Genomic DNA, 21,910 nt, shown 5'->3' with positions numbered 1-21,910 from the left:
CCCGCGCCACCAGCAGGAGCCGTCAGCGGCCCCATGGCGCACAAGCGGCGCGCCACCCGCCCACCGGTCCGAACAACAAAGAACCCCCGGGTCCACGACCTGGGGGTTTCCACTGGAGCGGCTGACGAGAATCGAACTCGCGCTCTCAGCTTGCGAAGCGACGGCGCTTGGGGAGTTGGGTAGCTTCTGACCTGGCCATATGCACTCCGACCTGGCACTCGAAGACAGCGGATCGCACCGCTGTTGACCGTGACCGACCGGTCTTATGGGCACGCCGTCCGGCCGAAGGCAGCGGGAGCCCCCGCACGGCAACCGAAAGGCGCCCCGGGCCGAGTGCGAGCGCCGTTCGACAGAAGCCATTGCCCCGGCGGCAGTGGGCCGGCCGGCCTCGCCGCAGTGCTGGATCCCGCTGACCGCTCCCACCGTAGGAGCGGTCCGTGTGCGGAGGTGTCATGGCTTGGCTTGTTCCTCGGGCTTCGGCCCGAGGAACAACTCAGTGCACGTGGACGTACGTCTCCGGGCCGCTGGAGTCGATGTGGTGGCTGTCGGAGGTGAACCACACGACAGTCCAGGTGCCGCCGCGAGTTGCCTTGCCGCTCAGGTGGTAGGTGCCCTTGGTGTCGGTCTTCACGCGGGTGACGTAGTGCCACGTCTTGCTTCCCGCGGCCCGGAACTCCAGGTACGCGTAGGTATGGGAGATGCCGGACCAGGCGCCGGAAGAACTGCGCTGCTGAAGATGGCCGCCGAACGTCACGTACGTGTTCTTGCGCACCGTGGTGTGGCTGGGTTTGCCGCCGGTGACGCGGGTGGGGGTGCGGTAGGTCTTGACCGCCGCGCTGTAGGAGGGCGAGTAGTCCGGGGTGCCCGGGAAGTACGCCCGCCAGTAGCCGTTCGCCTGGCCGTCGTAGGTCGCGTAGGTCATGAACTCATCGCCGGCGAGACCCGATCGGCCGATCCGGGTGCTGCCGACGGTGTGCCACGTCTTGCCGTTGGACGAGTACTGGATCGTCATGGAGTGCGTGCCGCTGGCGAACTCCGCCCCGTGCAGGTCCAGATGGCCGTCGATCACCGCCTCGCCGTACTCGTCCTCGCTGACATGGAACGGGGTGACGCGACTGGGTGACGGAACGTGCACATAGACCGGTGTCGCGTCACTGTCGGTGCTCAGGAGGAAGGGATCGTAGTCCCAGTAGTTGTTGAAATAGTACGCACCGGCGGTGCCGGTGCTGACGGCGAAGGTGCCGGTCGCGGTGGTCTTGACCGTGGCGGAGAAGGAGGCCGGGCCCATGGTGTAGATCTTCTGGTCCGGCGTGCCTGTCCAGGTGGACCCGACCTTCCGTTCGAGCACCCCGGTGATCGTGGTGTGGCCGCCCTTGGGAACGTCGACGTCGGTCTTGCTCAGGATGCGGATCCGGGTGGTCTCCGCCGTCGCCGGCACGGTGAGCGATGTCTGATCGCCGGTGTCGAGGAAATACGGGTATCCCGCGGTGGCGGTGCCGTCGGCGCCGGCCGTCCGGTAGGTGACACGATCCTTCACCGTGACCGCTGCGGCCACCCGTCCGTCCGCCCGCGCGGTGGCGACCGCGACCGTGTCCGACGGGACCCCGGCCTCCGGGTCGGCGAGGGCAACCGACACACCGGCCGGGTCGAGTACCGCGCCGGTGCTGGGGTCGGTGACGGTGATCGGGGCGGAGACGGTGTACGAGCGGTGCTCGTAGTCCACGGAAGTCCGGTCGGACACCAGCTTTCCGACGGACACCTGCGCCGCGTAGGTGAACTCGCCGGCGTCGGGGAAGTGCTCGACGTTTCCCGAGCTGTCCGTCACGTCCACGGAGACGTCGTAGACGCCCAGGGCGGGAAGATCGGGCCGGTCGGCCGAGACCTGACCGCCGTAGTAGGGATTGGGCACGAAGTCCGACGTCGTGGCGGCGTCGGGCGCGTCCGCGGGTGCCCCGTGCAGCCGGTAGCGGGCGGTGACGCCCGTGACCGTCGCGGTGTCGCTGTAGACGGACAGCGAGAGTTTCCAGTGGTCCGGCCAGGAGTTGCCGACTCCGTACACCTCGAACCGGTGCGGGTCCGGGCTGCTCTCGGTCGGGGCGGACGTCGTGGTCCCGGACGGGACCGGGCCGGCGGTGTCGGTCGGTGTGGCGGCCCCGGGGCTCGTCGGTGTGTCCGTCGGCCCCGGGCTCGCAGCGACGGACGGGCTCGCGGTGGCACCCGACTCCGAGTCGTGCGGCACAGATGTCGCGGAGTCGGCGGCGGTTGCCGGAAGGGCCAGTACGGCTGTCAGCAGTGCACCGGCTGTCAGAGCAGGCAGAACAACGCGAAGTCTCACTCGATGAATCCCCCCAAGAAAACCAAATGCCCCGCCACCCACGCCATTTCAGCGCCGCTCCCAGAGCGCTACGGGTCGGCCAATCCTAGAGCCGGCCTCCGACGCGACCGCGCACAGGGCCCGGACGGAGAGCCCGGGACTTCTCCGGCCGCCCGCCGGTCTCGGGCTTCGACCGGGGTGACGAGGGCGACGCCGCAGGATTACCCGGCATGCGGCCCGTCGCCGGCGAGGAGAAGTTCGTCGAGGCGTTCACGGCAGTCTGTACCGACGACGGCGAGTCCTGCCGACTCGCGCGCTCACGCACCGTCGTCGGGGACTGTCCATCGGCTTCGACCCGCTCCGGCGCCACGCGCGAGGACACCATGGTCCGGGCCGGGCCGTCCCTGGACAGCAAAAAGGCCCGGGTCTGTGACCTGGGCATACGCACTCTGCCGTGGCGGCCGGGAGCGCACGACCGCACCGTAGTCGACCGTGGTTCACCGGTTTTACGGGCACGCTTCGGGCACGGCGCTCGCCGGCGGGTAGGTGCCGTGCTGAAGTGGTCCACTTTTTGTGTGGGCCGTCCATGCCAAGGCCGACTGCGCGGAACTTGCAGGCAGGAACCCTCCATGGCACCCCGGCCCGAATCCGGTACGGAATCCCGTTGACCCTGCGGTGGCCGCCGCGCAGCCCAGCCTTCGACAGATGCGCAGGGCCCTGGAGGTGCTCCAGGGGCACCCCCGGCCCGAGCTCGCCTGCCGACGCGGCGGGGATCGGCTGACCCTTGAGCTTGCGCAGGGAAACCGATCGGTTTACTCTTCTTGAAAACGATCGGTTTCCCATTTCTCCGGAGGTAGTCATGACCGCTCTGAAGGGCGCCAACGTCTTCGTCACCGGCGGCAGCCGCGGCATCGGCAAGGCCCTGGTGGAGGAGCTGTACGCGCGCGGCGCCGGCAAGGTCTACGCCACCGCCCGCGACCCGCGCACCGTGACGCACCCCGACGCGGTCCCGGTGGCGCTGGAGGTCACCGACCCGGCCTCGGTGGCCTCGGCCGCCGCGCGGGCGGGGGACGTCACCGTGCTGATCAACAACGCCGGTGCCTCGGTCGGCGCGTCCTTCCTCGACTCCCCGGTCGACGACGTACGCCGGGAGTTCGAGACCAACTTCTACGGCCCGCTCCTCATCGCCCGGGCCTTCGTGCCGGTCATCGAGCGCAACGGCGGCGGCCACCTCCTCAACGTGCACTCCGTGCTCTCCTGGATCGCGCTCGGCGGCTCCTACAGCGCCTCCAAGGCCGCCCTGTGGTCGCAGACCAACTCCCTGCGTCTGGAGCTGCAGCCGCGCGGCATCGCCGTCACCGGACTGCACGTCGGCTACGTCGACACCGACCTGACGACAGGCGTCGACGCCCCCAAGTCCGACCCCCGTGACGTGGCCGCACTCGCCCTCGACGGCATCGAGGCCGGCGCCCACGAGGTCCTCGCCGACGACATCTCCCGGCAGGTCAAGGCGGGCCTGGCCGGTGACCTGGCCGGGCTGTACCCCCAGCTCGCCAAGTAGACCGGGCCCGCGGCGGGACCCACCGCCACCACAATTCATCGGAGCGGATATCGGCAATGAGCGCGAATTCAGAGAATAAGAAGTTTTATGCCCTGAACATGTTCGACGTGGTCGACCTGGAGAAATACCTCGCATATTTCAGCCGCTTGCCCGAAGCCGCTCCGCAGTACGGTGGCCGAATGGTGGCGTTTGGTCGATTCCGAGACAACGTGGCCGGTGACCTCGCGCCACGGCAGGTCCTGTTCCTCGTTGAATGGGAGTCCGAAGAGGCGTTCAACAGCTTCCGGGACGATCCGGAATTGGCTGACCTGCATCCGTTGCGGGAGAGTGGGACGGCGTCCTATATCTGGCAGACTTTCGATGGTTCCGACATGAGTGACCCCGCCGATGTCTCGCTCGACGATGTGCTGGCGGTGCTCAAGCCCTAGCCTCGATCATTCGCGAGGGTCCACCGACGAGTCGGTGGACCCTTTCGCTTTCCGGCGCTGATGGTGCGCGGCAGTGACCTCGCCGGTCCACGGCCAGCGCTGCGGCCAGCGCCGGCGCGGCCGTTCGGAACTCGCCGCCACCAGCGTGTCGCAGCAAATCGATCGGTTTCCATGCGCAAGTTCCAGCAGAGGGCGGGGTCATGGGCGGAGTAAGTGCGCGGGCGCGGCGCGAGAACGTCATTCGCGCGGCGATCGCCGAGTTCGCGATCGCCGGGCACCACGGCACCACCACGGCCGCGATCGCCGAGCGGGTCGGCGTCACACAGCCGTATCTCTTCCGGCTTTTCCGGGACAAGAGGGCGATCTTCGTCGCCGCTCTGGTGCGGAGTGCGGAAGACACTCGCCTGGCTTTCGAAAGGGCGGCCGACGGGGTGGAGGGAAGCGAGCGAGCCCTGCAGGTGATGGCGGACGCCTATGCGCGGCTGATCTCGACGCAGCCCGAGACGCTCCTGATGCAGATGCAGGGATACCTCGCCGTGGCGGCCGCCGAGGCGCAGGGCGACGACCTGATCGGTGAGGTCGTCCGGGCCGGCTGGACGAGTACCTGGGAAGCCGTGCACGTGGCGCTGGGTGCTGATGGCGAGAAGACCGCAGGTTTCTTCGCCTGCGGCATGCTCGGCAACACGCTCACAGCCATCGGGCTTCCCGTGAACGCCTGGAGGTGAGGAAATCTTCCGAACAGGGATGCGTCAGTGCACGCCTGCCGCGTCGAGCAGGGTGGTCACGGTGGGTGCGACGAGGCCGGTCAGGTTGTCGGCCTGAATTCCCGCGCGGGCGCTCGCACCGTCGAAGACAAGGCTGAGCTGCCGGGCCAGCAGATCGGGATCTCCCGCCCCGCCCTGCTCGGCCTCGCCGCGGAAGAAGGCCGTCAGATTCGCCTTGACCTGGTGAGCCACGCGGCTCGCCGGGTGACTCTGGTCCTTGAGCTCGACCTGCACCGCCAGATACCGGCAGCCCCGGAACTCGGGCGCTCCTGCCTGCGATTCCACCTGCTCGAAGACGTGCAGGATCCGCTCGCGGGGCGACCGGCCGTCGTCCGCCGCAGGGAGGAGAGTTGCCGCGTAGGCGGAGGCACGCTCCTTCAGGCTCACCGCCAGGAGCTCGTCCTTGCTCTCGAACAGCTGGTACATGGATCGCTTCGACACCCCCGCCGCCTTGCACAGCGCCTCGACTCCGATGCTGACGCCGTCTCGGTAGGTGAGCGTGGCCGCTGCCTCCAGCAGGCGCTCCCTGGGGCTCAGTTTCACTTCGGTGCTCATACCGTGAGGTTAACCCGAAGCGGACGAAATGAAAACCGATCGGTTTCCTGAGGCTCTCGGGGCCCTGAAAGGGGGACTGCCGCTCATGACGTACGGGTCTCTCGTCCGGTGGGCGCGGAACGCTTCGCCGGGGGATGCCAGCCGCCGGTGACCTCCTTGGCGGGCTTGTGGGGGAAGCGGCGCCGGGCGTACTCCTGCGCGTGGGAGCCCGGCAGGACGTACAGGGTTTCCTTCTTGTCCTGGAGCGGACGCAGCACGGTGTCCATGAACGCCTTGCGGTCGTCCAGGTAGGGACCGAGGACGTCCTCGCCGGCGGGGCAGACGGCGAGGCAGTAGCCGGACTTGTAGCCGGGGGGTGAGCTCAGGCTCTGCCACATGGAGGCGCTCTCGGAATCGCTGACCCGGGAGCGGTAGTCGGCGGCGTCCTCGCTGTCGGCCACGGTCTGCGCCCAGTCGGTGAACCCGCTCATGAACTCGCGGTAGTTGTGCGTGGTGCAGGCCAGTGCATCGAAGGCGCCGTCCTTGGCGATGGCGCCGACCGGGCAGGCCGCGACGCACAACTTGCAGTCGATGCAGGGGCTGTAGTCCAGCGCCTGCCCGTACTCGCTCACCTCCGCGTCCACGAGCACGGTGACCAGGAGGACGAAGCTGCCGAACTTCGGGTGGATGACGTTGCGATGCAGGCCCATCACACCGAGTCCGGCGGCCACCGCGACCGTCTTGTGTGCCACCACCCAGATCCGCTCGCCGGGGAAGCGGTCCATCTCCTGGGGGAAGCCGACCGAGGGATTGAGTGCGCGGTAGCCGGCGTCCTGGAGTGCCCGGGTGACGCTGCGGGCGGCGTGGTTGGCCTGTTCGTCGGCCTGGTGGAACTCCTGGTTGGCCACGCTGCGGGCGGGCGAGCGACAGTTGTCGCGGTTCATCCGGACCGCCATCGCGATCAGGGTGCGGGTGCCGGGCAGCGCGGACCGCGCGTACTCACGCTCGCCGGCCAGGTCGGGGTGGTCCAGGCTGACCGCCGCCGCGTCGTCCGCACCGGCCGCCAGGCACAGCTCACGCAGCCAGGCCGCATCGATCACCGCGGGCGGGCGACCCGAGGCGCCGGTCCTGCGCCGAGCGAGTACGGCCTGTACCGACGGGTGGGCCGCCAGCTTCGGCGGAAGCGGAGGTTGAGTGGGGTGTTCCTCGGCGTCGCGCGCGGCAGTCATCGGTGCTCCTGGGGATGCGGGTACGAGGCTCGCCACGGTCGGCGGGAAACCGATCGGTTTCATCACCGTAAACCGATCGGTTTCGCCGTGCAAGCCCAAGCGGCGAGCCTCTCCTTCGGACCGGCGATCAGGTTCCTCGGGGGCACCGGCGACCGATCGTCAGGCGATCGGGACCCAGCCCGCGGGTCAGGCCGGAGGCAGGCCCCTGCCCCCCGGCCCCGGCCCCGGCCCCGGCCCCGGCCCCGGCCCCGGCCCCGGCCGGCAACGGGCGCGGGGCCCATGGGTGTTGCCCAGTCGCCGGAGGGCGGCCACGACTCGTCGAGCGATGCACTCGCCGCGGCTGTCGTCGAGCGATGCGCTCGCCGCAGACGCTCGTCACGCGATACGTCAGCGCATGTTCGCGGCGTCGAGCAGGGCGACCACGGTGGGGATGATGAGCCCTGCCTGCGTGTCGGCCTTGATTCCCGCACGGGCACTGGCGCCGTCGAAGACCAGGATCAGCTGGCGGGCCAGCAGGTCCGGGTCGCCCGCGCCGCCCCGTTCGGCCTCGGCACGGAAGAAGGCGGTCAGACTCTCCTTGACCCGATGGGCCACCCGGCTCGCGGGGTGGCTCGGGTCCTTGAGCTCGATCTGCACGACGAGGTACCGGCAGCCCTGGAAGTCGGGCGTACCCGCCTGCGCCTCGGCCTGTTCGAAGACGTGCAGGATCCGCTCGCGGGGCGGACGGTCGTCGTCCGCCGCGGGAAGAAGTGCCGTCACATAGCCGGAGGCCCGTTCCTCCAGGCTCGCCGCCAGCAGTTCGCCCTTGCTATCGAACAGCTGGTACATGGAGCGCTTGGACACCCCCGCCGCCTTGCACAGCGCGTCGACGCCGATGTTGACGCCGTCCCGGTAGGTGAGTGTGGCCGCTGCCTCCAGCAGTCGCTCTCGGGAGCTCGGCATTGCTTCGGTGGTCATATTCCGAGGTTAACTCGATTCCGGCCTCATGGAAACCGATCGGTTTACGGGTGCGTGTTGCGAGGAAGCGGTGGAAGCCGGGCAGCACCTTGACGGTGGTGGCGTCCGGATGTCGGCACCCCCGTCGCGGTCTGCAGAATCGGCGCGCTCACCCTCCGCGCCCGCGCTCGGCGCGCCCGGCTTTTCTCGGCACGGCGGGTTCAGGCTCAGTGGGCGATCACAGGCTCGCCCTCCGACGCCGCCAGAGCCGCATTCGGCATCAGAAAGGCCGCGAGCACCGCGCCGACCACGAAGATCCCGGCGCCCCAGGCCAGCGTCGCCGTGTAGCTCTCGACCCCGGCCTGGGCCATGGTCAGAGCGTCGGGCTTGTGCGAGGACAGGTAGTCGGTCGCGGCCGACGAGGCGACGGTGGTCAGCAGTGCGGTGCTGATCGAGCCGCCCACCTGCTGACTGGTGTTGATCAGCGCCGAGGCGACGCCCGCGTCCTCGTGGTGCACGCCCGCGGTCGCACCCTGGAACGCGGTGGTCATCACCGCGCCGATACCGAGACCCAAAAGGATCATGCCCGGCATGATGTCGGCGACGTAGGCGCTGTTCAGCGTGAGCCGCGTCAGCAGGGCCATGCCGGACGCGGACACCAGGAAGCCGGCGCTGACCACGACCTTCGGACCGACCTTGGGCAGCAGCAGCGAAGGCACCGTGGTCGACGAGGCGACGATGGCCGTGACCATCGGCAGGAAGGACAGGCCGGCCTCGATCGGCGAGTAGCCGATGCTGGCCTCCAGGTAGTAGGTCAGGAACAGGAAGATCGAGAACATCCCCATGCCCAGGACGAACACCGCCAGGAACGAACCACCTCGGGTCCGGTCCAGCACGACTCGCAGCGGCAGCAGCGGATGCGCGACCCTGGACTCCAGCCAGGCGAACACCGCGAGCAGCACCACGCCGCTGATCATGGAGCCGAGGGCCACCGGATCGGTCCAGCTGGTGGATTCGACGTGCGCGAAGCCGTAGACGATGCCGAACAGCGCCGCGCTCACCACGACGGTGCCGGGAATGTCGAGCCTGGGCCGCTCGGTGACCGCCGGCCTGGCCAGCAACAGCAGCGCACCGGCCAACGCGACGGCCGCGAAGACGACGTTCACGTACATCACCCAGCGCCACGACGCCCATTCGGTGAGCATGCCGCCGAGCAGCAGCCCGACGGCGGCGCCCGCACCGGACAACGCACTGAAGATGCCGAACGCCTTCGGCCTCTCGGCCGGGTCGGTGAAGGTCACGCTGAGCAGCGAGAGCGCCGCGGGCGCCAGCAGCGCGGCGAAGAGGCCCTGGGCCACGCGGGCCGCGACGAGTATGTCGAAGCTGGTGGCCGCGCCGCCGACGACGGATGCAGCCGCGAAACCGACCAGGCCGGTCACGAAGGTCGTACGCCGGCCGAACAGGTCACCGAGGCGGCCCCCGAGCAGCAGCAGGCTGCCGAACGCCAGGGCGTACCCCGTGATGACCCACTGCCGGCTGCCGTCACTGAAACCGAGGGCGTGCTGCGCCTCGGGCAGCGCGATGTTCACGACGGTCGCATCGAGCGTGACCATGAGCTGCGCCACGCCCAGCACGACCAGCACCCACCAGCGCACGGCATGTGAGCCGCGGCGGCCCGACTCTGTCTTCCCGGAGGCGGGCGCTCCGCGGTCGAAGGTGGTACTCACTTTTCTCCTCAGTCGCTGGGCATGGGTCGACCGCCGGCTGGAAACCGATCGGTTTCCACTTAGGAAAACAGATCGGTTTCCTCGATGCAAGCGAACGGGTCGGTTCTGACCCGGGGGCTGCCGCACCACCCGGCGGCGCGGTGGCCGCGGACACGGCGGCCAAGCCCAGGGATCCATGGGTGCGGAACTCCCCCGCGCAGCCGGAGCGGGCCGGGCTTGCGCTGCAAAACCGATCGGTTTACCTTGATGGAAACCGATCGGTTTCCGATTCTCCGGAGAGAGTCATGACCGTTTGGTTACTCCCTCATACCCAAGGAGCCGGCGAGATGCCCAGCCAGGAGTCACGTCCCACCATTCACATCCCGGGGACCACCAGCCACACCATCGCCCCGCGTGCAGGCCTCGACGGCCGTGAGGGAACCCTGCGCTACCTCAAGGCCGGCACCGGCGCCCCCCTCGTCCTGCTGCACACCGTGCGCACCCAGGCCGAGCACTTCCGCCTCCTCATCCCACTGGTCGCGCAGCGGTACACCGTGTATGCCCTCGACCTGCCGGGGATGGGCTACTCCGAGATCGTGCCCGGGGCGTCCTACGACGAGCCCGCGATGCGTGCGGGCGTCGAGTGGCTGCTGACCGAACTCGACCTGCACGACGTCACGTTGGTCGGTGAGTCCATGGGTGCGGTACTCGCCCTGACCGCCGCGGCCGAGCTACCGGAGCGGGTACGACGCGTCGTCGCGGTCAACGCCTACGACTTCCGCGACGGAATCGCGCGGTCCAGCCTCCTCGCCCGCGTGGTGGTCAGCGGTGCCCTCGCCCCGGTGGTGGGCCCGGTGATCGCCGGGGTGGAACCCAAGTCCGCCCTCCGCAAGATCCTTCAGGGCGGCCTCGGCGACAAGAGCGCACTGCGCGAGGACTACGTGGACGAACTCCTCCGGGTGGGCAGCCGCCCCGGCTACCCGACCGTCGCCCGGGCCGTGTACCAGGCCCTGCCCAGCCTCATCGCGGCCCGCTCGCACTACCCCGAGATCAAGGCGCCCGTCCACCTCGTCTACGGCGAGAAGGACTGGTCCCGCCCGTCGGACCGGGAAGCCAACAGGCAACTGCTTCCGGCCGCCGACTTCACACAGGTCCCGAAGGCAGGACACTTCATCGCCCTGGAACGGCCCGACGTGCTGGCCGACCTGCTGAACGCGGTGGTCTGACCGCCGCGGCCACCGACCTGAGGAGCAGCGCATGACGCAGGTCCAGATCGAGGTCGACGTTCCGGCGTGAATGCGTGACGGCACGGTGCCGCGCGCGGATGTCCGCGGCCATCTCCGTCGCCTGGCTCAAGAGGGCCGGCGCCGCGGAGGAGGAGTCGCTGGACCGCGTTCGCGCGCTCATCGCCGCCGGTTACCGCGAACGGAACACCGAGGCGTAAGCCCCTGTCGACCGATCACCGGAGCATCCGGGGTCTCTGGACTTCGGGCGGTCCCGCGCGCCTCCATTCCACCGTTCACAGTTCCACAGTGCTCACATCGTGCCGCCCTGGGCTGGTGCGTCTCATGGAAGGACACATCATGGAAATCTCTGTTATCGGCGCCGGAGCAATCGGTGGCAACCTCGCGCGCAGGCTCGGTGCAGCCGGTCACGACGTCCAGGTGGCCGACGCCCGCGGGACCGAGGCCGTCGCACCCGGCGTACTGGAGACCGGCGCCCGCACCGTGGCCCTCGACGACGCCGTCAAGGACAGGGACGCCGTCATTCTGGCCATCCCCTTCGGGGCGGCGGGACAGCTGGCCGATCTGTTCGCCTCCGTCCCCGCCGGGACGGTGGTCATCGACACCTCCAACTACTACCCGCACCTCAGCGGACGGGTCGAGGCGGTGGAGGCCGGCGCCGTCGAGAGCGTGTACACCTCCGAACTCCTCGGACGCCCCGTGATCAAGGCATGGAACGCGGCCCTCGCCGAAACCCAGCGAACGAAGGGTGTCCCGGCGGGCACTCCGGGCCGCATCGCCATCCCGGTGGCCGGCGATGCCGAGGAAGCGAAGCGGGTGGCCATGCGTCTGGTGGACGACACCGGTTTCGACCCCTACGACGCGGGAGCACTGGCCGACTCCTGGCGTCAGCAGCCGATGGGCCCGGCCTACTGCACCGAACTGACCCTGGACGAGTTGCCGGCAGCCCTGGCCGCTGCCGACCGTGTCAAGGACGCGGCCGTCCGGGAGAGCATGGCGGAACGCTTCGCCGCCCTCGGTGCCGATCCCACCCTGGAGGACGTCGTCGAGATGAACCGCGCCGCCCACAGGTGACCGCGCCTGTCGTCGGCCCGCGGCAGAGGTCCCTGCCCAGGTCATGACTGCCACCCCGTGTCCGACACCTCCGCCCGGCCTGCATTCCGCGACGCCATGACCGCCACCGCCTCCCCGGACGCCGTGGTCACCACTCTGGACGGCAGGCGCCCGCACGGCACCACGGACAGCGCCTTCGGCTCTCCGCACCTGACGCCCCCGATGGTGCTGGTGTCGCCGGACAACCGGTCGCGGGCCAGAGCAGAGCGATCTCGACGGCGAGGGCGCCGAGGGCTTCCTTCTCAGTTGGGTAGATGGCGCGGATGTCTGCCAGTTGCTGGTCGCGAGTGCCGGTCGGGTCGACGTTGGCCGTCCCCTCACCGTCCAGCAGGGCCGCGAAGTCGGCGTACTCGGTGGCCCGGACGATTCTGACCTCGCAGGTCTCGTCTGTGCCCTTGGTACGGAACCGGATGGTGCCACCTGCCGCGAGGCCGGCGAGGTGCGGGCACTTCACGCGCACCTCGACGGTCTCTGTGCCGACGGCGAGGAGGTCGAAGTACCGGCGACAGAGGTTGAGTTCGCGGGCGTGGGTCTCGGTCATGGGGCGGGAAGGCTCCTGGGCGCTGGTGCGGTGATCAGGCGGCCGATCTCGGCTGCGGAGCACAGGCGGAAGCAGCGCCGGTCATGACCAGCAGTCGGTCGGCGTATTCGGTGACGCTGTGACGCTGCCGGGCCATTGCCGCGCGGCGAGCATCCCATCCGCCGCGTCGGTGGCGCGGCGGCGCGGCCTTCGCGGACCAGGGGATCGAGCACCGCATCCGGATCCACGACGTGGCCTGAGCCGCGTGGTCGCCCGACAGGTTGCGGACAGGGACGGGCTGCGAACACCTGGCCTTTGTTCCGTGGCCGGCTGACCGGCGGCGTGAGACCAGCAGCGGCCTTGATTGCCGCCGAGCCCCGGTCGGTTCTGGTGACATGCGAGATGAAAGGCGGCTGGGCGGTTGTTCCCCCGTGACGCCTCAGCATGCTGGAGGCGACGGACGACGCACTCTGAGAATTGGGTTCCATGCGAACCAGCCGATAAGGGCCGGGCCGGCTGACCTCGCGTTCGCACACGAGGCGAGTTCGTGGGTCCGCTCGTGATGTGATCGTCGCCACAGAGATGACCGGTGCCGAGCGGACAGGGCTGGTTGTGGAACTTTCCCTGCGTGACCGGATACGCGCCGGCGATCCGGAAGCCTTCGCCGAACTGTTCGGAGCGCATGCCCGGGCCGTCTACGGTCATGCTGCCCGGCTGTCGGCAGACCGGAGCACTGCAGAGGACGTGGTGTCCCTGACCTTCCTGGAGGCCTGGCGGCTCAGGGAGAAGCTGAGACCCGAAGCCGCGGCTTTGGACGAAGACGCCGACGTGCCCGAAGGCGATGGACTGCGCCCCTGGCTGTATGGCATCGCCACCAACGTTCTGCGCAACACGCGCCGCGCCGCCCGTCGGCACAGTGCCGCGCTCGCCCGGCTCCCCGACCGCTCGGCGGACCGTGACACCCTGCCGGACTTCACCGACGATCTCGTCGGTCGCATGGAGAACGCCGAGCGGCTCGCTGCCGCGCACACCGCGCTCGGCCGACTGCGCAAAGCAGAGCGCGAGGTGTTCGCACTGTGCGTCTGGTCAGGACTGAGCTACGCGGCCGCAGGCGAGGCCCTCGGCGTGCCGCCGAGCACCGTACGGTCGCGGCTCGCCCGGGCAAGGCGGCGTCTACGAACGTTGTCGGAGGCGGAGTTGGCCCGGCGCACGTCCGCCGGGCGGCCGACCGAGTACCCGGCGGAGCAAAGTACCGCGGCGGCACCGGACCTTCCGGCTCGGCAGGCGAGGCCGGGACTCGGTCGGCGCACCGGACAGGTATCGGGTGGCCGTCCCGAAACGGCCCGGTCGACACAGGAGAAGCACGGATGAACCCCGAAGAGCGCGAGGAACTGGCCAGGCTGCTGCCGAGCCCGGGTGACCCGGTCCTGACGAGCGGCCGCCACGACCTGCTGAAGGACCATCTGATGAAAGAGCTCACCGCGCAAGCCCCGGACCTCCCCGAAACCGCGACGGCACCCGGCCGACGAGCGCGTACCCCCCGCCGCCGGATCGCCGCCATCGCCGTACCCCTCGCCACGGCGGCAGCGGTCGTCGCCACGATCCTTGCCGGCACCGCCGGGTCCAACACCGTCACGACCGATGCGGACGCGGTCGACCTCCTCAATCGCATCGCCGAGGTCGCCGCCGCGAAGAAGACCGTGCCCGTCAGGGACGACCAGTACATCTATGTCCGCACGCAGGGCTCCATGAAGTTCTCGGACCACGATGTCCGGATCCTGCGCGAAGCGAGTTGGACCGCCGTGGACGGCAAGCGCGCGGGACTGCGCCGGGTCACGGTGCTGGTGGGTCCGCCGTTCCGGCCCCGGGACCCGTTCTCCTCGTACTCCAAGGGCACTCACGACATGAGGCTGAGCCCCGACTCGAACGTCACCACGTTCCGTGAGCTTCAGGCGCTGCCCACCGACCCCGATGCGCTGCTGGAGAAGATCTACGCCGACACCAAGGGGCAGGGGCGGACCAGGCAGAGCGCGGCGCTGGAGAAGATCGGCGACATGCTGCCCGACGCCACGCTGCTACCCGAACTGGACGCCGCGCTCTATCGCGCGGCCGCGAAGATCCCGGGCGTCTCGGTCGTCGCCGACGCCAAGGACCACACCGGACGCGCCGGCATCGGTCTGAGTTTCAAGGAGCGCGACAGCCGCACGGTCTGGGTCTTCGACAAGAAGTCCCTCGGCTTCCTGGGCTCGCCGGACGAGGCACTGCTGGACGTCGGGGTCACGGACAAATCGGGCGAGGCTCCGGCCGCGTGAATGCCTGTTCCTGGAGACCGGCCCCGTCCCGCAATTGAAGGCGAGGAACGGATCGGGCTGGACGACAGACAAACCCCAGGCGACTGACCTGGGGTTTCATACGGGACGGAGCTGAATGGGGCCGACTGCTGGAGTCGACCCGACCCGACCCGAACTCGGCGCGATCCGTTCGGCCCTGCCCGGATCGGCGCCCTGGCAGGGGTGCCGGATGACACACTCGAACCGGGTCGTCACAAATGGCGGCAGAAGGAGGCCGTACCTTGCTGACATTGGATTTGCACCCGATCTTCCGGAACAACCGCGACATCGAACTCGCGCTGCGGCAGATCGTCTTCCAGGCGAACCGCACGGGAGAGCCCGTCGTGGAGATCATTCACGGAAAGGGCACCGGGCAGCTCAAGGGCCGCGTCCTCGCGTTCCTCGGCCAGAAGCACATCAGGAAGCTGTACGACCGCGTGGAGATCGACACGGCCAACACGGGCCGGGTCCTGGTCCACTTCACGCCCCGCCCCTGATCCTTCTCCCGGCTCGGTTCAGGCCGCCGAGGCCCGCGTTCCGGGGCCCGCCCATCCGGTCCGGCGTCTCGGTCCATACGCCGGTTCTCAGGGCGCGCGGACTCCAGCAGCCGCTTGGTCAGCTGCTGCAACAGCCCGCCCTCGCCGGTCAGCTGCAGGCCCTCCGCCTGGGCGCCAGCCCACCGGCTCGTCGATCAACTGGTCGCCCACGGCCCTCACCGGCACAGCCTCCGTCGACTCAACGGACCCGTGCTCAGCCACGTTCTCACTGGTCACCGATTCATCCTCCATGATCGGGAGTTACGCCGAGCGATTTACCCGACCTGGGCCTTCTCCATGGAGCGGGTGACGAGAATCGAACTCGCGCTCTCAGCTTGGGAAGCGACGGCGCTTGGGCGGTCTCCATGGCCTTGACCTGCTTAGATGTCTTGCATGTGCGGCGCCGCGAGGCCCGTCTCGCGCCCCTGTCGACCGTGGTTGTCCTCCCTTACGGGCACGGATTGGGCACGGCTTCGGGCCAGGCGGTTCGGCAGTGCCGTCACGCCCTCGGAAGGACGCCCCAAGCGGAGGTCCGGTACGGCGAGTGCGGCCGCTGTTGCGTGCGCAACCGGTGGCGCAGTCCCCGCGAGAGCCCCCACGCATGCTCAGCGCCAGAACGCGGTCTTCCGCGCCTACCGCTCTGGGCCGGAGCACATGTTCTGCTTACGTCGGGAACGGGGCTGACGGGCTCAGCTGAGGAGACGTCACCGGTCGAGATCCTCGTACTCCGTCTCGGGCACGCCGATGTCCGAGAAGATGGCCCGCGCCTGCCGCCCCATCAGTTCGGCGGCGCCCCCGTCGGTCTTCCGGTGGGGCGCGGGCAAGTGCCATGAGGGTGCGGGCTTCGCCGAGTCGGTGGCTGGTCTCGCGGTGTACGGCGAGGGCATCCTGGCCGAGCGACGGCTGCGCCGTGTGCTTCCTCGGCCTCCGCCGTCGCGCACAGGGCGGTCAGGGCCTGGCCCTCCACCACGCGGAACGAGTGGTCGCGGGCCAGGGCCAGCGCCTGTTCGGCATGGGCGCGGGCCTCGTCGTACCGTCCCGTTTCCTTGTAGGTGAGGGAGAGGCACAGGTGGCTGTCCGCCTCGGCCCGTCGGAATCGCGCCTCGCGGGCCAGGGCGAGAGCCTTGCTCGCCGGTCCGAAGAGCCGGGTCCAGCTGTCCCAGTTGTCGGCGCGCGGCGGTGGAGCTACCTCTCTTCTCCGGCGCGGTGATCGTCGCGGACACCGCGTTCCTTCCCGACCGCTACTACACCTTCCTGCCCCACCTCTGCCGACGCGCGATGCGGCGGACGGACAGCCGGCTTCCGGCCCCCGGACGGCGGCAGGAGCCGGAACCGTACCTGCGCAAGGCGGGTCCGGCGTACTCGACGCGAAGCCTCGAGTGTCGCCGACGCAGGTCGAGCTGATTGGCAACGCCGCGGCGCTGGGCGATCGCTACACAATGACGTTGAGGCCGCTGACGCCTCCTGCGTACCGCCAGGCGGCGGAGGACGGGGGGACTTCTGGGCGCCGTTGAATTGGACGAGGTGATCGGCTACACGCTGTCGATGCCGAGGATCTCGCGGTGGCCGTCGGCATTGACGCCGACCGCGATGAGGGCATGGACGTTGATGACACGCCCGCCCTCGCGGACCTTCTGCGTGAGCGCGTCGACCCAGACGAACGCAGATGACCCGGCGTCCAGGGGCCGGTTACGGAAGGCGGCGACCTGCTCGTCCAGGTGCCTGGCCATCACGCTGACCGGGGACTTCGGCAACTGGGTGACGCCGAGGCTCTCGGCGAGCTGCTCGACATGGCGGGTGGACACACCCAGCAGGTAGGCGGTGGCGACCACACTGATGAGGGCCTGCTCGGCCCGCCGCCGGCGTTCCAGGAGCCAGTACGGGAAGTAGCTGCCGGACCGGAGCTTGGGGATGGCCAGTTCGACGTGCCGGCCCTCGTGTCCCACTCGCGCGGGCGATATAGATCAGCCGGTGGCCGTTCGTCTATGCGGGCATCATCCCGACGCCGGAGTAAACCTTCGGATCAGGTTCGCACCCGTACACCACTTCTCAGGACGCAACCTCGTCGCGTTGTCAGGCAGTTGGACACTCACCACCGCTGCCGCCTCCTGGAGGCGTTTGCGGGAGAGCAGCATCTGATCCGTAGGGCTGCCTGCCCTGCCCCGTGCCGTCTTCACCTCCGACCTCTTCGCGACCGGAAACGACAGCGCCAACCGTGCCGCTGTCCGGGCCGTGCCGACGGAGAAGCTGGACCTGATGGGGCTGGCGGTGTACGGGCCGCGGAACGCGGTGAACAAGGTACTGAAGGGCGCACGGATGCATACGTGGCCGAATCTCCACAGCGAATGCGCAACTGCGGCATGGGTGCGTTCGATTGGTGCGGAGTTGTCCTGGTCGGAACTGCCGTGGCAATAGCTGTCGGTTTCCTATGCGGGGCTCCATGTAGAGAAGCTGCCCTCAATTCGTGTGCATGCGCGCATGGATGAGTAGTCGACTGCTTCAACTGCCCCGCTGGGAGCAGTGAGCGACTGGATGCCGGGCACGCTCCGTGATTTGATCCTGCGCACCGCCGGGATCGCGCCAAGGCGTCCGGAAACGGATGGCGCGGGCCTGCGGTCGCGGCCCACCGGCTATCCCCAGCTTGGCCGCTCCCCCTTGTGGAACATCCATACGAAGGGCAGTTTCATCATGAACTCCGCTCCCCAGGTTCAGACCCTTGAAATCTCTGACGCCGAACTCGACACCGTTTCCGGCGGTCTGAGCCCGCAGGTCGGCATCGCCGCCGGCCCCACGGCGATCAGCAGCTCGGACCTCGTGGCTCAGCTCGGCGCGGTCAAGGACGGGGTCCTGGACACCGTCAGCCAGTACCACCAGGTCGGCGTCACCGTCTCCTTCTGATCGTCAGATCGCGGGACTTCCCCATCGCGGGATCGCCGATACCGGCAGCCTGACCGCCGATCAGCGTCCACGGCGACAAGCCCCCTACCCGCGGGTCTTCGCTGGTAGGGGGCTTGATCGGAGGCCGCCGCCGCGACCCGGCGTACGTCGGCGCCGAGCCGCCGGGTGTCGATCCGGCCGCGCCGCCCACACCGCCCACCTCCCGTTGATATCAGCAAAGCCATCACTGATATCTCACGCGATGCATGACCAGGTGGTCGACCTGGACAGAACGATCAGCCGCACCTGACAGTGTGCTCCTGCACCGCACCGCCCTGATTCACCTGGTCGGCGGGGTGCCGACCGAGCAGAACGACGAGTGGACCGAGGCCCGCCGCTACATGGGCCGCGAACTCCTCGCCAGGGCCCGCCTCCACCCGATCGAGTCAGAAACCGACGACACGGCCGTGCCCACCGAACTCACCGCATAGCCTCAAGGACGAGATCACCGAGTGGCCGTGGATACACCACTCCCGCGGACGTGACCCTGGATGATCCACATCTGGAGCTAACTGCCGCTCGCGGGTCCGGGCAGCAGTCGCTGGATGGCGTCGATCCGCGCGGCGATCAGACGTTTGCCCATGGCTGTACCGGGGATCATGTGCGCCAGGTGGAAGGCTCCGCTGTAGTGGTGCAACTCCGTGGGCACGCCTGCCTGGATCAACAGGTGCGCGTAGTCGAGACCCTCGTCGCGTGTGGGGTCGATCTGATAGGCGGCCACCCAGGCGGGCGGCAGACCGACCAGGTCGTTGAGCTCCGCGCGGGCTGGAGCCGCGTACAGGGGTACGTCCGGACTGCCGGGCTGTGCGATGTCGCCGAGGTAGTACCTCCAGCTGTAGGGCGAGTTGGAAGCACTCCAGGTGGGGGTGTCAGGGAGGTTCCGCATGGAGTGAGTCCGCAGCCGGTCGTCCACGGTCGGGGCGTCCAGGAGTTGCGCGGTCAGAACCGGCCCACCGCGGTCCCTGGCGGCAAGAGCCAGGGCGGCCGCCAGACCGCCTCCCGCGCTCTCTCCCAGGACACCGATGCGTGTGCCGTCGACACCGTGGTCACGGGCCGCGTGGCCGGCCGTCCAGACGAGGGCCGCGTAACAGTCGTCGAGCCCGGCAGGATAAGGGTGTTCAGGAGCCAGCCGGTAGTCCACGCTCACCACGGCGACGCCTGCCCGGTCGGCGATCAGGCGGGCCTGATGGTCCACACCGTCCAGTTCACCCATGACAAATGCGCCGCCGTGCAGGTAGAGCAGTCCGGGGACGGGGTCGGTCCGTTCGGCTGGCGCGTAGAGACGCACCCCGACGTCCGGCCCTCCCTGGTACCCCGGAATCGCGATGTCCTCGACACGCAACACCCGGGCTGACTCGTACCGGGGGGCAGACCCGAGATACTGCCTGGCCAGAGCACGCATGCGCGGCACATCGGATAGGTCGAGAGCTGGGATCATCGGTGCTGCCGCAGCCAGCTCGGGATCGAGAACGTAATCCATCTCAGTGTCCTCCAGTGTCTCCACATCACCCACCGGTGAAGTAGTGGCCTTTCTTGATGTCAGCGATGAGCCCGGGTTGCACGGGCTGCCGTCCCAGTAGCCGCCGGGTCTGTGTGCTTGAGGCCGGGTTGTCCCGCGCGAGGACGGCGCCGAGGAAGCCGAAACGGCCGTCGGCTTCGTCCCGGGACAGCACACCTAGCTCGCGGGCGTGAACTGGGGCAGGCGGGCCATGATGGCCCGTATCTCGGCGTCGTCGGAGACACCCTGGAAGTCGTGGCGGGGCGTGTAGGGCGCCTCGAGTGCGCGGATCTCCTCGCCGGTCAGCTCGATGGCCAGCGAGGAGACCGCGTCGTCGATCTGCTGGGTCGTGCTCGCGCCGACGAGCGGGGCGACGACGACCGGCTTGCTGTGCAGCCAGGCGAGGGCGACCTGCGCCCGTCCGACGCCGTGCGTCTCCGCGATGCGGCCGACGGTGTCCACGACGGCGTGGTCGGACTCTTCGGTCCGCGGTGTGTACAGCATCTCGGCGAACCCGTCGTTGCCGCCTCGCGCGGTCGACCTCGCGTCGCTCCATGCGCGGGCGAGGCGTCCGCGAGCCAGCGGACTCCAGACGATCGTGCCGACGCCCTCGTCGAGACAGAGCGGGATCATCTCGCGCTCCTCCTCGCGGGCGAGCAGGTTGTAGTGGTCCTGCATCGACACGAACCGTGCCCAGCCGTGCTCGCTCTGGAGGTGCAGCGCCTTCGCGAACTCCCAGGCCGGCATCGAGGACGCGCCGAGGTAGCGGACCTTGCCGGCCTTGACCAGGTCGTGCAGCGCCTCGAGGGTCTCCTCGAGCGGGGTCGTGTGGTCGTTCCGGTGGATCTGGTAGAGGTCGATGTAGTCCGTGCCGAGGCGCCTGAGCGAGTGGTCGACCTCGGTCATGATCGCCTTGCGGCTCAGGCCCTTGCCGTTGGGGCCCGAGCGCATCGGGTTGCGCAGCTTGGTCGCGATCACGACGTCGTCGCGGTCCGCGAAGTCCCGCAGCGCGCGGCCGAGGATCTCCTCACTGGAGCCCTGCGAGTACACGTTCGCCGTGTCGAAGAAGTTGATGCCCTGGTCGAGGGCGTGCTTGATGAGCAGCCGGCTCTCCTGCTCGCCGAGCGACCAGACCGGATGGCCGCGGTCGGGCTCGCCGTAGCTCATCGCGCCGATCGCGATCGGCGAGACATCAAGGCCCGTGCTGCCGAGCTTGACGTAGTCCACGATGGTCTCTTCCTTCCGTCTCGAAGATCAGATCCGTACGACCGTCTTGCCGCGCGCGCCGCCCGCTCGCGCCAGCACATCCGGAAGCTCCTGTGGCGTGACGGCCCGCTGGACGGGGACCGTGATCCTGCCCGACGCGGCCTCCGCGGTGATCCGGGCGAGCAGGTCCGGCTTGTCCCGCATCTCGAAGTTGTGCACGGCGATCCGGTCGGAGCCGAGCAGTTCCGGCGGCGCGGTGAAGGTCACGGACGCGGCCGCGCCGCCGTCGCGGACGAGTGCGGCATGGGTACCGAACCGGGCCGTGTCGCGGGTGAGGTCGAGGAAGGCGTCGATCCCGTCGGGGTGCGTCTTGCGCACGTGCTCCGCTGTGTCACCGGCCGTGTAGTCGACGGTCTGCGCGGCGCCGAGCTGCCGGATCCACCGGTCGGCGTCCGGCCGTGCGGTCGCGATCACCTCCGCGCCCAGAGCGGCCGCGAGCTGGACGGCGCACACGCCCACCCCGCCGGTGGCGCCCACGATCAGGAGCGACTGCCCGGCCCGCAGGCCCATGGCCTCCAGCACGCCGAGCGCGGTCATACCCGCGGTCGGCAGCGCCGCCGCGATCTCGGCGGTCATGCCGTCCGGGACGCGCTGGAGCGCCCCGTGGTTCGGGAACTCCGTGACGACCGTGTACTCGGCGAAGGTGCCGTGACCCAGAGGCGAGCGGAAGAACTGGCCGTGCACCAGGTCGCCGGGCTTCAGTCCGCACACGCCTTCTCCTGCCTCTGTCACCCGGCCCACGCCGTCCACGCCCAGGACGAGTGGGTACACATGCGGCATACGACCCTCGAACGTCCCCGCGGCGATGCCCATGTCGATTGGGTTCACCGACGCCGCCTCCATCTCCACCAGAACCTCTCCTGGCGCCGGGGCGGGGACGGGAAGCTCCATCAGCTCGGGCGTCCCACCGATCCCGCGCACCGCGACTGCACGCATGGCTCATCTCCTCTTCCTCGGCGTTCGATCCGCCGTCGCTGCCAGCCAACGCTGTGGA

18 protein-coding genes and 3 pseudogenes are annotated in these 21,910 nt (G+C 69.2%); 11 read left to right on the top strand and 10 right to left on the bottom strand.

Annotation, left to right across the window (positions count from 1 at the left end; translation table 11 throughout):
- Window positions 1–493: 493 nt before the first annotated feature.
- Complete coding sequence (locus ACIQVL_RS17825) at window positions 494–2,239, bottom strand: hypothetical protein (protein ID WP_403475742.1); 1,746 nt, start codon at window positions 2,237–2,239, stop codon at window positions 494–496.
- A gap of 934 nt (window positions 2,240–3,173) precedes the next feature.
- On the opposite strand from ACIQVL_RS17825, the gene ACIQVL_RS17820 reads away from it, so the two are divergent.
- The 3 genes from ACIQVL_RS17820 (at window position 3,174) to ACIQVL_RS17810 (ending at window position 5,028) form a co-directional block, all read left to right on the top strand.
- Window positions 3,174–3,875, top strand: coding sequence for an SDR family oxidoreductase (locus ACIQVL_RS17820; RefSeq protein ID WP_403428955.1), 702 nt, complete (start codon window positions 3,174–3,176; stop codon window positions 3,873–3,875).
- A gap of 56 nt (window positions 3,876–3,931) precedes the next feature.
- Entirely contained in the window at window positions 3,932–4,303 is a 372-nt protein-coding gene (locus tag ACIQVL_RS17815) for a DUF1330 domain-containing protein (protein ID WP_403475741.1), read from the top strand.
- A gap of 200 nt (window positions 4,304–4,503) precedes the next feature.
- Window positions 4,504–5,028: a TetR/AcrR family transcriptional regulator gene (locus ACIQVL_RS17810; protein WP_403475740.1), complete on the top strand. Its 525-nt coding sequence runs from the start codon at window positions 4,504–4,506 to the stop codon at window positions 5,026–5,028.
- A 24-nt stretch (window positions 5,029–5,052) separates the two neighbouring features.
- Here the strand turns inward: ACIQVL_RS17810 and ACIQVL_RS17805 are convergent, their stop codons facing one another.
- The 4 genes from ACIQVL_RS17805 to ACIQVL_RS17790 form a co-directional block, all read right to left on the bottom strand.
- Window positions 5,053–5,622 carry a TetR/AcrR family transcriptional regulator gene (locus ACIQVL_RS17805; RefSeq protein ID WP_403428950.1) on the bottom strand — a complete coding sequence of 190 codons (570 nt, stop codon included), beginning with the start codon at window positions 5,620–5,622 and terminating at the stop codon, window positions 5,053–5,055.
- A gap of 83 nt (window positions 5,623–5,705) precedes the next feature.
- A complete protein-coding gene (locus ACIQVL_RS17800) occupies window positions 5,706–6,830 on the bottom strand; it encodes a 4Fe-4S binding protein (protein WP_403428949.1) in 1,125 nt (374 codons plus the stop codon).
- 387 nt (window positions 6,831–7,217) lie between these two features.
- On the bottom strand, window positions 7,218–7,787 hold the full coding sequence (locus tag ACIQVL_RS17795) for a TetR/AcrR family transcriptional regulator (RefSeq protein WP_403475739.1): 570 nt from the start codon (window positions 7,785–7,787) through the stop codon (window positions 7,218–7,220).
- Window positions 7,788–7,993: 206 nt separating this feature from the next.
- Window positions 7,994–9,493, bottom strand: coding sequence for an MFS transporter (locus tag ACIQVL_RS17790; RefSeq protein ID WP_403428945.1), 1,500 nt, complete (start codon window positions 9,491–9,493; stop codon window positions 7,994–7,996).
- A 326-nt stretch (window positions 9,494–9,819) separates the two neighbouring features.
- On the opposite strand from ACIQVL_RS17790, the gene ACIQVL_RS17785 reads away from it, so the two are divergent.
- The gene (locus tag ACIQVL_RS17785; RefSeq protein WP_403475738.1) at window positions 9,820–10,698 is read left to right on the top strand and encodes an alpha/beta fold hydrolase; all 879 of its coding nucleotides are present in this window, start codon (window positions 9,820–9,822) and stop codon (window positions 10,696–10,698) included.
- Window positions 10,699–11,055: 357 nt separating this feature from the next.
- Window positions 11,056–11,790: an NADPH-dependent F420 reductase gene (locus ACIQVL_RS17780; RefSeq protein ID WP_403475737.1), complete on the top strand. Its 735-nt coding sequence runs from the start codon at window positions 11,056–11,058 to the stop codon at window positions 11,788–11,790.
- A 247-nt stretch (window positions 11,791–12,037) separates the two neighbouring features.
- Here the strand turns inward: ACIQVL_RS17780 and ACIQVL_RS17775 are convergent.
- Window positions 12,038–12,370, bottom strand: a pseudogene (locus ACIQVL_RS17775) (ASCH domain-containing protein); the annotation flags it as partial.
- Window positions 12,371–12,931: 561 nt separating this feature from the next.
- Here ACIQVL_RS17775 and ACIQVL_RS17770 point away from each other — a divergent pair.
- The 3 genes from ACIQVL_RS17770 to ACIQVL_RS17760 all read left to right on the top strand — a co-directional run bounded on the left by ACIQVL_RS17770 (window position 12,932) and on the right by ACIQVL_RS17760 (window position 15,176).
- A complete protein-coding gene (locus tag ACIQVL_RS17770; RefSeq protein ID WP_403475916.1) occupies window positions 12,932–13,720 on the top strand; it encodes an RNA polymerase sigma factor in 789 nt (262 codons plus the stop codon).
- On the top strand, window positions 13,717–14,661 hold the full coding sequence (locus ACIQVL_RS17765; RefSeq protein ID WP_403475736.1) for a CU044_5270 family protein: 945 nt from the start codon (window positions 13,717–13,719) through the stop codon (window positions 14,659–14,661). The genes ACIQVL_RS17770 and ACIQVL_RS17765 overlap by 4 nt, the downstream gene beginning before the upstream one ends.
- 260 nt (window positions 14,662–14,921) lie before the next feature.
- Window positions 14,922–15,176 (top strand): Smr/MutS family protein, encoded by a 255-nt coding sequence (locus tag ACIQVL_RS17760; RefSeq protein ID WP_403428937.1) that lies wholly within the window; start codon window positions 14,922–14,924, stop codon window positions 15,174–15,176.
- 1,583 nt (window positions 15,177–16,759) lie between these two features.
- Here the strand turns inward: ACIQVL_RS17760 and ACIQVL_RS17755 are convergent.
- Window positions 16,760–17,175: pseudogene (locus ACIQVL_RS17755) on the bottom strand (transposase); the annotation flags it as partial.
- Between the two features lie 194 nt (window positions 17,176–17,369).
- On the opposite strand from ACIQVL_RS17755, the pseudogene ACIQVL_RS17750 reads away from it, so the two are divergent.
- The 3 genes and pseudogenes from ACIQVL_RS17750 to ACIQVL_RS17740 form a co-directional block, all read left to right on the top strand.
- A pseudogene (locus tag ACIQVL_RS17750) lies at window positions 17,370–17,537 on the top strand (DUF2000 family protein); the annotation flags it as partial.
- Window positions 17,538–17,903: 366 nt separating this feature from the next.
- Window positions 17,904–18,113 (top strand): hypothetical protein, encoded by a 210-nt coding sequence (locus tag ACIQVL_RS17745; protein ID WP_403475915.1) that lies wholly within the window; start codon window positions 17,904–17,906, stop codon window positions 18,111–18,113.
- Window positions 18,114–18,406: 293 nt separating this feature from the next.
- On the top strand, window positions 18,407–18,583 hold the full coding sequence (locus ACIQVL_RS17740; RefSeq protein WP_403475735.1) for a hypothetical protein: 177 nt from the start codon (window positions 18,407–18,409) through the stop codon (window positions 18,581–18,583).
- A 77-nt stretch (window positions 18,584–18,660) separates the two neighbouring features.
- On the opposite strand, the gene ACIQVL_RS17735 is transcribed toward ACIQVL_RS17740, so the two are convergent.
- The 3 genes from ACIQVL_RS17735 to ACIQVL_RS17725 form a co-directional block, all read right to left on the bottom strand.
- A complete protein-coding gene (locus ACIQVL_RS17735) occupies window positions 18,661–19,440 on the bottom strand; it encodes an alpha/beta hydrolase (RefSeq protein WP_403475734.1) in 780 nt (259 codons plus the stop codon).
- 387 nt (window positions 19,441–19,827) lie between these two features.
- The gene (locus ACIQVL_RS17730) at window positions 19,828–20,877 is read right to left on the bottom strand and encodes an aldo/keto reductase (RefSeq protein WP_403475733.1); all 1,050 of its coding nucleotides are present in this window, start codon (window positions 20,875–20,877) and stop codon (window positions 19,828–19,830) included.
- A gap of 27 nt (window positions 20,878–20,904) precedes the next feature.
- Entirely contained in the window at window positions 20,905–21,852 is a 948-nt protein-coding gene (locus ACIQVL_RS17725; protein WP_403475732.1) for an NADP-dependent oxidoreductase, read from the bottom strand.
- Between the last annotated feature and the right edge of the window lie 58 nt (window positions 21,853–21,910).

This window comes from Streptomyces sp. NPDC090499 (assembly GCF_044769305.1).
In the GTDB taxonomy this organism is placed as follows: domain Bacteria; phylum Actinomycetota; class Actinomycetes; order Streptomycetales; family Streptomycetaceae; genus Streptomyces.
The sequence above is the reverse complement of the archived record's forward strand: the minus strand, read 5'-3'. Positions and strand labels throughout refer to the sequence as shown.

What these genes read in the sequence shown, in the direction of transcription:
- ACIQVL_RS17795 (WP_403475739.1), bottom strand. Translation starts at nt 7,787, where the DNA reads ATGACCACCGAAGCAATGCCGAGCTCCCGAGAGCGACTGCTGGAGGCA.
- ACIQVL_RS17765 (WP_403475736.1), top strand. Translation starts at nt 13,717, where the DNA reads ATGAACCCCGAAGAGCGCGAGGAACTGGCCAGGCTGCTGCCGAGCCCG.
- ACIQVL_RS17800 (WP_403428949.1), bottom strand. Translation starts at nt 6,830, where the DNA reads ATGACTGCCGCGCGCGACGCCGAGGAACACCCCACTCAACCTCCGCTT.
- ACIQVL_RS17745 (WP_403475915.1), top strand. Translation starts at nt 17,904, where the DNA reads ATGAACTCCGCTCCCCAGGTTCAGACCCTTGAAATCTCTGACGCCGAA.
- ACIQVL_RS17810 (WP_403475740.1), top strand. Translation starts at nt 4,504, where the DNA reads ATGGGCGGAGTAAGTGCGCGGGCGCGGCGCGAGAACGTCATTCGCGCG.
- ACIQVL_RS17805 (WP_403428950.1), bottom strand. Translation starts at nt 5,622, where the DNA reads ATGAGCACCGAAGTGAAACTGAGCCCCAGGGAGCGCCTGCTGGAGGCA.
- ACIQVL_RS17815 (WP_403475741.1), top strand. Translation starts at nt 3,932, where the DNA reads ATGAGCGCGAATTCAGAGAATAAGAAGTTTTATGCCCTGAACATGTTC.
- ACIQVL_RS17725 (WP_403475732.1), bottom strand. Translation starts at nt 21,852, where the DNA reads ATGCGTGCAGTCGCGGTGCGCGGGATCGGTGGGACGCCCGAGCTGATG.
- ACIQVL_RS17820 (WP_403428955.1), top strand. Translation starts at nt 3,174, where the DNA reads ATGACCGCTCTGAAGGGCGCCAACGTCTTCGTCACCGGCGGCAGCCGC.
- ACIQVL_RS17770 (WP_403475916.1), top strand. Translation starts at nt 12,932, where the DNA reads ATGACCGGTGCCGAGCGGACAGGGCTGGTTGTGGAACTTTCCCTGCGT.
- ACIQVL_RS17785 (WP_403475738.1), top strand. Translation starts at nt 9,820, where the DNA reads ATGCCCAGCCAGGAGTCACGTCCCACCATTCACATCCCGGGGACCACC.
- ACIQVL_RS17780 (WP_403475737.1), top strand. Translation starts at nt 11,056, where the DNA reads ATGGAAATCTCTGTTATCGGCGCCGGAGCAATCGGTGGCAACCTCGCG.